Origin of the sequence: Achromobacter sp. GbtcB20 (genome assembly GCF_019091095.1) — a bacterium.
In the GTDB taxonomy this organism is placed as follows: Bacteria; Pseudomonadota; Gammaproteobacteria; order Burkholderiales; family Burkholderiaceae_B; genus Achromobacter; species Achromobacter mucicolens.
On sequence record NZ_JAGXJZ010000018.1, the window covers coordinates 89921 to 101953 of the forward strand.

8 protein-coding genes are annotated in these 12033 nt (G+C 55.0%); 3 read left to right on the forward strand and 5 right to left on the reverse strand.

Annotated features, from left to right (window positions below; translation table 11 throughout):
• Positions 1-30: 30 nt before the first annotated feature.
• The 5 genes from KVT32_RS21105 to KVT32_RS21125 all read right to left on the reverse strand — a co-directional run bounded on the left by KVT32_RS21105 (position 31) and on the right by KVT32_RS21125 (position 8533).
• Positions 31-1476 (reverse strand): glycosyltransferase family 39 protein, encoded by a 1446-nt coding sequence (locus KVT32_RS21105; protein WP_217618827.1) that lies wholly within the window; start codon positions 1474-1476, stop codon positions 31-33.
• On the reverse strand, positions 1460-2494 hold the full coding sequence (locus KVT32_RS21110) for a glycosyltransferase family 2 protein (protein WP_152385237.1): 1035 nt from the start codon (positions 2492-2494) through the stop codon (positions 1460-1462). The genes KVT32_RS21105 and KVT32_RS21110 overlap by 17 nt, the downstream gene beginning before the upstream one ends.
• Before the next feature lie 132 nt (positions 2495-2626).
• The gene (locus tag KVT32_RS21115) at positions 2627-5776 is read right to left on the reverse strand and encodes a CusA/CzcA family heavy metal efflux RND transporter (protein WP_152385238.1); all 3150 of its coding nucleotides are present in this window, start codon (positions 5774-5776) and stop codon (positions 2627-2629) included.
• A 12-nt stretch (positions 5777-5788) separates the two neighbouring features.
• Positions 5789-7261 carry an efflux RND transporter periplasmic adaptor subunit gene (locus KVT32_RS21120; RefSeq protein WP_227741281.1) on the reverse strand — a complete coding sequence of 491 codons (1473 nt, stop codon included), beginning with the start codon at positions 7259-7261 and terminating at the stop codon, positions 5789-5791.
• A 12-nt stretch (positions 7262-7273) separates the two neighbouring features.
• The gene (locus KVT32_RS21125; protein ID WP_152385240.1) at positions 7274-8533 is read right to left on the reverse strand and encodes a TolC family protein; all 1260 of its coding nucleotides are present in this window, start codon (positions 8531-8533) and stop codon (positions 7274-7276) included.
• A gap of 361 nt (positions 8534-8894) precedes the next feature.
• Here KVT32_RS21125 and KVT32_RS21130 point away from each other — a divergent pair, with 361 nt between their 5' ends.
• The 3 genes from KVT32_RS21130 (at position 8895) to KVT32_RS21140 (ending at position 11996) form a co-directional block, all read left to right on the forward strand.
• Complete coding sequence (locus tag KVT32_RS21130) at positions 8895-9584, forward strand: heavy metal response regulator transcription factor (protein ID WP_152385241.1); 690 nt, start codon at positions 8895-8897, stop codon at positions 9582-9584.
• Positions 9584-10930, forward strand: coding sequence for a heavy metal sensor histidine kinase (locus KVT32_RS21135; protein ID WP_152385242.1), 1347 nt, complete (start codon positions 9584-9586; stop codon positions 10928-10930). Before KVT32_RS21130 ends, KVT32_RS21135 begins: the two co-directional genes overlap by 1 nt.
• Positions 10931-11303: 373 nt before the next feature.
• On the forward strand, positions 11304-11996 hold the full coding sequence (locus KVT32_RS21140; RefSeq protein WP_152385243.1) for a heavy metal response regulator transcription factor: 693 nt from the start codon (positions 11304-11306) through the stop codon (positions 11994-11996).
• The last annotated feature ends 37 nt before the right edge of the window (positions 11997-12033 follow it).

Genomic DNA, 12033 nt, shown 5'->3' on the forward strand with positions numbered 1-12033 from the left:
CGTTGATACTTTTCTAGCGCTGACACAGGTTTACCCATTTATTCTGTAAAGCGCGTAGCGACGACTTTGATAGATCGGCACCAACCGTTCTCTCACGCTTTCCTCAAGTGAGGACTCTTTACCCTTTGGAATTGCCACGAAATCATATGCGTCCTTTTCCAAGGACAACTTTTCCAACTCACTCGGAGTAATTAGCTCTGCCGTGCCGCGCGAATAAAAACGCGCGGAGAAAGGGCGGCTATGCACAAAGTAAAGCTTCTGACCTTCGCTCATCTGAGATTCGGCAATGGCCACTAATTGCTTCTCTGTTTTGAGCTTTGTGGGCACCGTGAGCGAGACCAGCCCGAGACCAATTGCCGCTATCGGCACTATTGCACACGTGGCAGCCAAGATCCGGACTAGGCGCGGCATCGCTTTTGCTGGCGATAGCTCTTTGGCGAATATTGCGAGGAGCAGTGCAAAAGCTGGCAGGCTAGGCAACACATACGTCCAAAGTATGTTTCCAGAGAAGGTGAAGAAGGCCGGAGCGGCAACGGCCCACAACGCCAAGTATCCGACGACCGGAGACCGACAAACCTGAAGAGCCCGAGCCCTGCGAGAGGCATTAGCCACTATCCATACACCCAGCAGAATTCCGCCCCATCCCCATGGGAACGAAGCTAGCAGCCAATCACCCCAAATTCCGCCAAAAGGTCGCTCGTGAGCAGTACCGTACAGGTCTCCCTGCCAACCTGAGTCTAGGAACCGCAGAAAGTGCTCACCTACTAAAAAGTACTGGACGAATCCTGGGGTCTTTATCTCAGCGACGATGTACCAAGGAACAGTCAGCGCGACCATCAACAACGTGCCCGTGAACCAAGGAAGATTGGTCAGGTGCGCCCTACTATCACGATAAAGCGCAAGCCAAGGAACGAGGACTATGCCCAGGAGCACGAAGGCGAGCGGCCCTTTCGACAACAGGCCAATGGCTATGCCCACAAAAAACCCATACCGCCAGAAAGGTGTAGGTGCTGTCTGCGCGACTAGGAACGCCAACATCGAATAGGTGATCCCTAGAGCCAAGAAGGAGTCTGTGAGCACAGCACCGGCCGCAGCGAGCGGGAGCAGCATGGAAGACAATATGAGCGTCGTCCATCGGGCCGCCTGTCGATCGACCAAGATAGCAGTTGCGCGATAGAGCATTGCTGCGAGCGCAACCATCGCAAGGAATGAGGGGAGTCGAACCGCGAACTCGGACCCACCAAGGATCCTTATCCCCATCGCCTGACTCCAGAATGAGAGCGGTGGCTTTCCCCAGAACGGAACCCCGGGTTCGAACCAAGGAGTGATCCAATCCCCGGTTTCCGCCATCAATCTCGCAATCTCAGCGTATCTCGGCTCCGAGGTGTCGATCAACGGCATCGCAGCCATTGAAAAAAGCCGAGCGATAACGATGCCCGCCAGGGCCAACAAAAACCATTTAGCCTTCAACTGCATTTTTCGTTCCAATCCCGGCGTGTTGTGAGGCCATCTGCGTGGCTTTCTCGAGCACATCGCGCACTATGAAGATTGGACGCTGCTTCGTCTCCATGTATCCTTTTCCAACGTATTCGCCCAACAGCCCAATCGTCAGGAGCTGAATCCCACTTAAGAGGGTGATCATGGCTGTTAGTGATGGATAGCCAGGCACGTCGTGACCGAACACGATCGTTTTGAAAATAATCCAAAGGCCAAACATGCCACCTGTCAATGCGACAACAGCTCCTATGCCAGTTGCCCAGCGCAGCGGAGCGGTAGAGAATGAGGTGATGCCTTCAAGGGCGAGCCCGAATAGCGCGAAGTAGTTCCACTTGGTCTTGCCGGCGGCCCTGGGCGCGCGATCATAGTCGATCACTTTGGTGGGAAACCCGATCCAAGCATAGAGACCTTTCATATAGCGACACCGCTCTGGCATCTGGAGCAAGGCCTCAACGGTCCTACGACTCATAAGCCGGAAATCCCCTGTGTCTGCGGGTATCCTCGACCGGCTCAAGCGACTCATGATTCGGTAGAACGCATAAGCAGACAAACGCTTTGCGAAACCTTCACCCTCACGCTTGCGCCGGCGCATCGATACGACATCGAACCCATCCTGCCATGCCTTGACCATATCCGGAATTAGTGCGGGAGGATCCTGCAGGTCGGCATCCAACATGATCACCGCCTCACCCCGCGCATGCGCCAGGCCAGCGCTCATCGCAGCCTCTTTCCCAAAATTTCTACTCAGGCGAACCACTCGAACTCTGGGATCCCGCTCCATCAGCGCAGTCAAGATCAATACGCTTTTGTCCGTGCTACCGTCATCCACGAACACGATCTCGTAAGGTAGACCTAGCTCGCCGAGAATCTCTTTCAGCTTCGAGTGACAAATTGGCAAGACATCTTGTTCATTCAAGAACGGAATCACAATCGAGATCTGGATTGCGTTCTCCGCTTTTTTATTGGCTTCTGCGGGGTCTAACGGCAAAGTAACCATGGAGGTCTAACCATTCGGTATCGAAGGCTGCCAATGTACGAAAGTGCGCTCGACAATCGTCGAACCTTGTAATTACATTTCCGCAAGCTTGGAGGAGACCGGGCCCCTCCAAGCTCGCGACAGTTCACACTCCTAGCCGGTTAGCTCCTCCTCCTCTGCGTCTTTATGATGTACCAAGCGATAGAGCGCCGGCAGGATCAGAAGCGTCAAGAAGGTGGAGGAGATGATGCCTCCGATAACCACTGTGGCCAGCGGCCGCTGCACCTCCGCTCCTGTCCCCGTTGCGATAGCCATAGGTACGAATCCAAGCGACGCCACGAGGGCGGTCATCAGCACGGGACGCAAGCGAGTCAAGGCGCCTTCTCGCACCGCGGTGTACAACGGCTTTCCTTCATCTCTCAAGGAGCGAATAAAGGACAACAGAACCAAACCGTTGAGAACAGCGACACCACAAAGTGCAATGAATCCCACTGCAGCGGTAATCGACAAAGGAATTCCTCTGATCCACAGCGCAAGAATTCCGCCTGTCAACGCGAAGGGAATACCGGTGAAGACGAGTAGTCCATCCTTAACGTTTCCAAACATCGCGAACAACAGGACGAACACCAAAAGCAGGGCGACTGGGACCACAACCTGCAATCGCTTGGTAGCTGATTCAAGTTGTTCGAAAGTACCCCCCCATGCTGTCCAGTATCCCGTTGGGACCTTGACTTGTTCAGCGATCGCCGTCTCTGCCTCGCCGACGAACGATCCGAGGTCTCTGCCACGAACGTTGGCGCTGACCACGATCCTTCGCTTTCCATCCTCTCGGGAGACCTGGTTAGGGCCAGGCGCCAGATCGAATGTCGCAACTTCAGATAGTGGTATGTAGGCTGTTTGAAGCTGACCCTCAGCTCTCGGCAACGCAATCGGAAGATTTTTGAGTGCAGTGATGTTCTCGCGGACCTTCTCTGGAAGTCGAACGACGACATCGAACCTACGGTCGCCCTGGAAGAACGTGCCCGCCTCACGACCACCCGCCGCAATCGTCAGGGTGTCCTGGACATCCGACAGACTAAGGCCATAGCGCGCTGCTTTAGCTCGATCGATCGACACGGTCAGCATGGGAAGACCCGTGGTCTGTTCCACTTTGACTTCCGAGGCACCTGGGATCTTTTGGAGGACCTCAGCTACCTCAGTTGCAGTTCTGTTCAACACATCGTTGTCATCACCAAATATCTTCACCGCGACATCGCTGCGAACGCCAGAAATCAGTTCGTTGAACCGTAGCTGAATCGGCTGCGAGAACTCGTAGTTGTTCCCCGGAATGTTCTGTGCTTCACGCTGAATCGCCTCACGCAGCTCCGCATGAGACTTCTTCGGGCTCGGCCAGTCCTTTTCGGGCTTAAGCATGATGTAGCCATCGGAGATATTGGGGGGCATAGCGTCCGATGCGATCTCGGCAGTGCCGGTCCGCGCGAACACACGCTCGATCTCGGGAAACTTCTCCTTTAAACGGGTTTCCAGCTGAACCTGCATGGCGACTGATTGCGTCAAACTTGTGCCCGGAATGCGCAATGCTTGGATTGCCATGTCTCCTTCGTTGAGATTCGGAATAAACTCGCTTCCCAAACGAGTGGCGATAAAACCGCACACGAGCAAGAACCCTAGTGCCCCACCGAGCATGAGAGGAGTGCGGCGAAGTGCCAAGTCGAGCAGAGGTTCGTAGCGTCGACGTGCCCACGCCATTACCCGAATTTCCTTCTCTGACACCTTCTTCCCGATGAACATAGCCACGGCCGCCGGTACGAACGTGACCGACAGAATCATGGCACCGAGCAATGCCATTACCACGGTGAGAGCCATGGGGTGGAACATGCGCCCTTCCACCCCGCTGAGCGCGAATATTGGAAGGTAAACAACCATGATGATCAGCTGGCCGTACAGCAGTGGACGTCGCGCCTCGCGAGCGGCCGCGAATACTTCGTGGAAGCGTTCGGAGCGAGTGAGGGGACGACCGTGATGCAGCTGTGCATGACTCAGCCGTCTGACGCAGTTCTCCACAATCACTACCGCGCCGTCGACAATGATCCCGAAATCAAGCGCCCCAAGACTCATCAGGTTGGCGCTGACCTTGTAGGTCACCATTCCCGTAAACGTGAACAGCATAGATAGCGGGATCACCATCGCCGTGATGATCGCAGCACGAATGTTTCCGAGGAAAACGAACAGGATCACGATCACCAAGATCGCGCCTTCGAGAAGATTCTTCTTTACCGTGGCGATAGCTTTGTCTACGAGATCGGTACGGTCATAGACGGTGATCGCTTCTACCCCGTCGGGCAAGTTCTTGTTTATCTCCCCGAGCTTTTTCGACACTGCTTGGGATACAGCCCGGCTGTTCTCGCCAATCAACATGAAGACGGTACCGAGCACCACCTCCTTGCCATTGTCTGTAGCGGCGCCCGTGCGAAGCTCTTTCCCGATTGAAACATCCGCAACGTCACGAACGCGTATGGCTTGCCCATCTCTCGCGGTCAGGACAATATCCTGAATATCGGCTATCGACCGAACCTGACCCGGAGCACGAATCAAGTACTGCTCGCCCTTTCTTTCAATATACCCAGCTCCAACATTCGCGTTGTTTCGCTCTAGAGCGGTGATGATGTCGGTGAGCGAGAGTCCATAGGACGCCAAGCGCTCGGTATCTGGAGCTACCTGGTACTCCTTTGCGTAGCCTCCGATTGAATTGACCTCGGTCACGCCTTTGACGTTGCGCAGTTGCGGCTTGATGACCCAATCTTGAATCTCGCGCAGGTCCGTGGCCGTATATGGCGAACCGTCTGCCTTCTTTGCATCGGGTTTTGCTTCAACGGTCCACAGGAAAATCTCTCCCAATCCGGTAGAAATCGGCCCCATGACGGGGGTGATCCCCTCCGGCAGGCTTTCCTTGGCCTCCTGCAGACGCTGATTAACGAGCTGACGGGCAAAGTAGATGTCTGTCCCGTCCTCGAAGATCACTGTCGTCTGAGAAAGGCCGTAACGAGACAGCGAGCGAGTTTGCTGCAGCCCCGGCAGACCAGCCATCACGGTCTCGATCGGATACGTGACGCGCTGCTCCGTTTCTAAAGGAGAGTAGCCAGGAGCACTCGCGTTGATCTGGACCTGGACGTTCGTGATGTCGGGAACCGCGTCAATGGCCAGTCGCGAGTAGTTGTACACCCCAACGGCGGCCATTCCAAAAGCGATGAACAAGACAAGCCAACGCTGCTCAATGGCAAAGCGAATTAAACGTTCAAACATGTGGGCTCCGACTCAATGCGCGTGATCTGCCGTTGCCTTGCCCAACTCGGACTTCAGCACGAAAGCATTGGAGCTGACATAGCGCGTTCCAGCATTGAGCCCTGACACAATCTCCGAGCTCTTATCTGTCGTCGCGCCTAACTTGACGGGCTGGGGAAGAAAGCCACCAGGAACTTCGATGAACACCGTAGGCTGTCCGTTGACATCCTGGATCGCGTCGCTCTCCACAGCTACTCCAACGTCATTTCGCTCCACCACAACGCTTACGGAAACGAACAGACCGGGCCGCCAGGCCATGTCGGGATTCTTCAATGTCACCCTCGCAGTCGCTGTGCGCGTTTGCTGTCCAAGCAATGCACCTATATAGGACACGGTGCCGAACGCCTCCTCGGAAAAGGCAGTCGAGGTGATCTTTGCATCTTCACCTACACGGACGTCCCGGAGATCTTTGGGCGCGATTACGAACTCTGCCCATACCGTGCTCAGATCCGAGATTGTGAAGATGCTTGCCGTGTCGGATAGCGCCTCGCCCAAAGCGATGTGCTTCTCGACGATGACACCATCAAAGGGCGCACGAATCTCAAGAAGATTCAAGTCTTTTGCGGACGGTTCTGCGCCAATTGCCCGAAGCTTCTGAGCTGCGTTTTGCACGGCGATATCCGCCTCCTGAAGTGCAGTCTGAGCCTGTTGATAGTCCTGTTGGGCTGAAACCTGCTCCCGCCATAACTTCAGCTCTCGAGCGTGCGTGGCGGCAGCCAATGCTCGGCGCTTCGTCGCAGCAAGCCACTCGCTTCTGAGCTCGGAGAGCGATGCGCTTGAAATGACCGCCAAGAGCTGTCCTTTTTTCACCTCTTGTCCCAGATCGGCCGAGACCTGTTGAACGGTGCCTGCGGCCTTAGGCACGACGTGTGCAGTGCGATCTGCATTAAATCGGATCTCCCCGGGGAATTTCGTGCTCGACTCAAGGCTCTGCGCCTTGGCTTCACTTGTCTCAATTCCGGCCGCAGAGATTTGTTCAGGGGTGAGCGCGACTAACCCCTCCTCTTTGTGCAATTCTGCGCGGATAGGGTCAGGCCTTCCAGGAATGGAGACGCTAATTTCGACTTCAAAGAAATGTGGCTCAGCGATAAGTTGATCACTGACAAATCCTTCTGTGGAGGGGGTCAGCTTGAGCACCTTCTCTTCCCCGTTTGGCCTTTTCAAAGTCGCGGTTGCCGTTAAGTCTTTTGCATTCACAGGCTTGCCTGACGCCGCTATCCAAACCTTTAGCCGAGCCGCCTCGCCCTCCTCAACCAGACCCACCTCAATCGTGTTGTCTCCGACCGTTGTCACTTCACCCTTATTCGGCCCCACTGCCGCTTCGGAATGACTGTCCCCTGCGTGGTCAGATGGCCCTGCAAGCCCCGGCGCCGGAATCAGGAGTTGAAGGGATAGCGCGACCGCAATGACGGCGCGACGTTGTACTAGCTTGAAATACGGGCTCATGTTCATCTCTGTTTATTGGCCAAGGATGCGATCGATTTCAGCGCGGGCCGACGCCGCGCGCGACAACGTCGTCAGGTAGGAAATATTCCCTTGCGATAGAGTCCGTTGCGCGTCCAGGACTTCCAGATAGCCGACCTTTCCCGCCTCAAAGCCCTTACGCGCGGCATCGTATGCCTTCTGCGATGTGGGGATAACAGACTGGCGATAGTCGCTCGCGGAAGACAATGCAAGATCGTAAGTGGAGGCGGCGGACACCAAGTCAGCACTCAATCGTGCCTCTAGCTCTCTGTAAGTGTCTTGGGCCTTGTAGGTTTGCATGGTGGCGGCATAGACGTTCCCCTGATTCCTGTCAAAAATCGGCAATGGCACGGAGATCCCAAATTGAGCCTTGTTGCGCCCCATTTCATTGTCGCGAGCCACTCCACCACTTATCGTGATGTCCGGATATCGCTTGCTCTTCTCGACATTCAATTCGGCTTTGCTCACTTCCAATGCGAGGCGTCCGGCAGTCATTCTCGGGGAGGCCAACAAGGCGCCTCGCAGCTCATCCAGCGATTGTCGCGGCGGAAGATCCTCGATATCCGCACGCACTGCCGTGAATTTCGGAGCTGGGTCGTTCCACAGTAATGAGAGTTCTCTGCGTGCGACGGTGAGCTCATTTTCTGCTTGACGCACTTCAATCTGCGCTTTCGTTAGCTCGATGTCTGCTTTGTTCCTCTCCAAAGGCGGAGCCTTTCCTGAGTCCACTCGCTTTTGAGCTACACGCAATGCCCCAACTGCCACTTCAGCCATATCGCGATTGACACGCACCGTTTCCTGCGCGATTGCGACTGCAAAGAATCGAGACGTAACGGAAGTCTTTATCTCCGCCCTCGCGATCTCATAGTCTCGGCCAGCCAAATCACTGTTTAATTGAGCGGCCTCTGTACGTGCTCGTCGCTTTCCGCCCAACTCAACGGGCATGCTGAGCATCGCCGTGGTCGTCCGCGTCGGACGTTGCTGGTCGTCGATGCTGACGTCCAGGGAAGGATTTGGCAGAAGGCTCGCCTGCTCCACCAACCCCTTCGATGCTCCGAAATCATTCTTGGCAGCCGACAATTGGGGATTCAACCTGTATGCGGCATCCAGCGCCTCGGACAGCGTCAGAACGTTTGCCGACGCAATCGATGCGTCTTCCCGGGTGTACTTTTCTGGCGTAGCCTGAGCCCGAGCCTGCGGACCGCACAGCGCGGCGACCATCAGGAACAATGGAAGCAACTTGAGGCGCATCATTTAACCTTGGTAGTGTCTGAGGAGATGTTGGTGCCTATGCCGGGGTGTCGCACGTGGGACACAATAGGGACGCCCAGGACGGATGACCGCCCGTACTGTATCCAAGCGCCTTCGTCAGAATCCGGACCCCCAGATGACAATTCTGTAAGGTTGCCGTGCATTACAGATTCGTAATCCTGGTGAAGGTAGACTGACGGCTAACCTGCCCTAGAATGCGTGCTCCTATTCAAGTGCAAGACGTGCGTGTTTCTGAACACGCAACGTTGGTGGCTATGCGAGCTCGAGCTCGCGCACCAGTTCCCGCTTGGCACCGGATTCAACCTTCGAGGGGTGCCATTTACGATTCGAACGGTTGTGGAACATGAAGATTTTGGTCGTTGAAGACGAGCGCAAGCTCGCTGAATACCTAAAGCGCGCTCTCTCAGAACACAACTATGTGGTCGACGTTGCGTCGGACGGCGTCAGCGGCCTGCACCTTGCCCAAGAGACCCAGTACGACCTCATTCTTCTGGACGTGATGCTTCCAGGGATGGATGGCTTTGCCGTTCTGCACGAACTGCGCAAGTCCGATCGCGTACCCGTCCTTATGCTCACGGCGCGAGACAAGGTCGAGGACCGAGTTCGGGGACTGCAGGACGGCGCAGACGATTACCTGGTCAAACCATTTGCGTTATCTGAATTGCTGGCGCGCGTCCTCGCGTTGGGGCGGCGGAGGGGGCATGTGGTCGCCGAGGCAAGTCGACAGAATGTCTTGAAAGTGGGAGATCTCGAACTGGATCTCCTGAGGCGCAAGGCTAGTAGGGCCGGCACGCGCCTCGATTTGACCGCCAAGGAATTTACGCTGCTTGCCCTTTTGATGCGAAAGCAGGGGGAAGTTCTGTCCCGCTTGGATCTCGCCGAACAAGTATGGGACATTAACTTCAACAGCAATACCAATGTGGTGGAGGTTGCTGTACGGCGCCTTCGTGGAAAAGTGGATGACCCTTTTGAAACGAAGCTCCTTCATACCGTGCGCGGGATGGGCTACGTACTCGAGCTGAGGGATGAGTAATGGGATTTCGCGAGATCAGTTCTCTGCGCCAATGGCTGTCTCGCTGGCTCGCGCTTCAGACATTTGTCGCACTGGGGGTTGTATGCCTAGTTGTGTATTGGGCGACGAATATAAATCTCTCTTATCGTCAGCAGGCACTACTTGAACAAAAGCGTGAAGTCATCGAGCACCTAGCGGATGAATTCGCCGTTAAAGGCGACCTACCCGCGCTCGAGCATAAGCTGAATGACTTTTTCTATGGAAAGTCTGAGTTTTCGTTGCGACTCGTCATTAATCAAAAAGTCAGCGTTTATGGTGAGCCTGCCGTAGCTGCGAAGGACGTAAATCGAATACAGACGCTCTTTTCTTTGCCTGCGCCCAGCCAGCCGGATAGGAGAATGACCGCAGAGTTGTTTCTGGATACCACGCCGGATGTGCGGCTTCGAGTGATGCTGGCATGGACGCTATTTTCGTGTGCTGTGATCGGAGCGATAGTAGTTTCCGTTATAGCCAACGTCCTGGTCCGGCGCGCGCTGCTTCCTCTTCACGAAGTGGCGCGTCAGGCCGCGCTGATATCGCCTGACCGCATCGGAGAACGACTAAAGGAAACGGGGTTGGCGCAAGAAATCAAACCGTTGGTCCTGCAGTTCAATGCGCTGCTGCAACGGCTAGAGCGGGCCTATGTCCAAATGGAAGGCTTCAATGCAGATGTAGCACACGAACTACGTACTCCTCTCGCGACGCTTATAGGAGAAACCGAATTCGCGCTGGCGGCAAACCGGTCGCCAGTGGATTTGCGAGACGTGCTTGGTTCGAATCTGGAAGAGCTTCAACGCATGACCGCTATTGTCAATGACATGCTCTTTCTCTCACAGGCTGACCGCGGAGCGAGGGCGCGGGCCGAACATGTGGAGAGCCTCCGCGCAATTACTACGGAAGTTCTTGAATATCACGAGGCCGAGGCCCTGGACGCGAGAGTTAGCTTTGACGTCTTGGGAGATCAAGCTGGCAGTGTAGACCGCTCGCTCTATCAACGCGCTATTTCAAATCTGGTTTCGAATGCCATTCGCTACAGCAAGCCGAAGTCAAGAGTAACGGTTAGGCTGTACAGGGCCGACGACGGGAAAGTACACGTCACCGTGCACAATTTGGGTGAGCAAATCGAAGCACAGCATCTACCGCGGCTCTTCTACCGGTTCTACCGGTCAGACTCTGCTCGTGCAAGCGACGCGAACCATCACGGCCTCGGACTGGCCATCGTAGCCGCAATTGCACGGATGCATGGCGGCACTCCCTTCGTAAAATCGGACTCGACGGGCACGACCATCGGCTTCAGCATAGCTGCCGACTTCGATCCATCCAAGTAGAACCACATTGGACGTTGGCGCTCCTGCACACTTGTGCAGTGAGCGCCAATGTCGTTTGTAGAGTAGCAAGGTGGCGCGCATCATTGGACATTTAGCGAGTCCACGTAGGCAGCAATCCTTCTAAAGAGATGCTCTCCGGAAATAGCGACAGGGAAATTACAGATTTCCGCGTTTTTTTTTGCAGATTCGTAATTGACGAGTTCGGGTTCTGACGAAGCTCGGCCGCTAAAGTAGCTTTACATGTAAAGCGATGCTAAGAGCCGGAAGACCAGCACTGTAGCGTTACGTCAACTAGGCTGCAACGGCGGAGTGATCACCGATCACGTCCTTCGCTTTTTTCAACGTCATTTTCAATGACGTATTCAAACGACAAATGAAAATTTTAGTTATTGAAGATGAGCAAAAACTCGCCGAGTTGTTACGCCGCAGCCTTACGGACAACAGCTATATCGTCGATATCGCACTGGATGGCGTCAGCGGTCTCCAACTCGCCTATGAAACGCAATATGACCTAATCATATTGGACATCGGCCTACCCGGCTTAGATGGATTTGAGGTTTTACAACGCATTCGTAAAAACGACAATGTACCTGTCATGATGTTGACCTCCAGGTCAAGCCTTGAGGACAGAGTACGCGGTCTGGAGCAAGGGGCCGATGATTATTTAATCAAGCCATTCGCACTCTCCGAGCTCCAAGCAAGAGTCCTCGCTCTCAAACGGCGCGCGGCGGGAGCTGGCGATACCATGTCCGGCGGAAATATTCTTCGCGTAGCGGACCTTGAACTGGACCTACTTCGCCGACGAGTAGCGCGAGGGAACTCCCGCATAGACCTCACGGCAAAGGAATTTGGGCTGCTGACGTTCATGATGCGGCGTGAAGGCGAAGTGTTGTCGCGCCTAGTCCTCGCGGAACAAGTTTGGGACATGAACTTCAACAGCAATACGAATGTGGTTGAAGTCGCGGTCCGCCGTCTTCGCGCCAAGGTCGACGATCCGTTCGACATAAAATTGCTGCACACCGTCAGAGGAATGGGCTACACCATCGAGTACCGCGAGCCCGAATAGGCTTGCCACTGACGCTCTGCAATTGTCTAGCCGCTCT

Bases quoted from the DNA above. Each gene is read 5' to 3' on its own strand.
- KVT32_RS21105 (WP_217618827.1), bottom strand. From the start codon at position 1,476: ATGCAGTTGAAGGCTAAATGGTTTTTGTTGGCCCTGGCGGGCATCGTT.
- KVT32_RS21110 (WP_152385237.1), bottom strand. From the start codon at position 2,494: ATGGTTACTTTGCCGTTAGACCCCGCAGAAGCCAATAAAAAAGCGGAG.
- KVT32_RS21115 (WP_152385238.1), bottom strand. From the start codon at position 5,776: ATGTTTGAACGTTTAATTCGCTTTGCCATTGAGCAGCGTTGGCTTGTC.
- KVT32_RS21120 (WP_227741281.1), bottom strand. From the start codon at position 7,261: ATGAGCCCGTATTTCAAGCTAGTACAACGTCGCGCCGTCATTGCGGTC.
- KVT32_RS21125 (WP_152385240.1), bottom strand. From the start codon at position 8,533: ATGATGCGCCTCAAGTTGCTTCCATTGTTCCTGATGGTCGCCGCGCTG.
- KVT32_RS21130 (WP_152385241.1), top strand. From the start codon at position 8,895: ATGAAGATTTTGGTCGTTGAAGACGAGCGCAAGCTCGCTGAATACCTA.
- KVT32_RS21135 (WP_152385242.1), top strand. From the start codon at position 9,584: ATGGGATTTCGCGAGATCAGTTCTCTGCGCCAATGGCTGTCTCGCTGG.
- KVT32_RS21140 (WP_152385243.1), top strand. From the start codon at position 11,304: ATGAAAATTTTAGTTATTGAAGATGAGCAAAAACTCGCCGAGTTGTTA.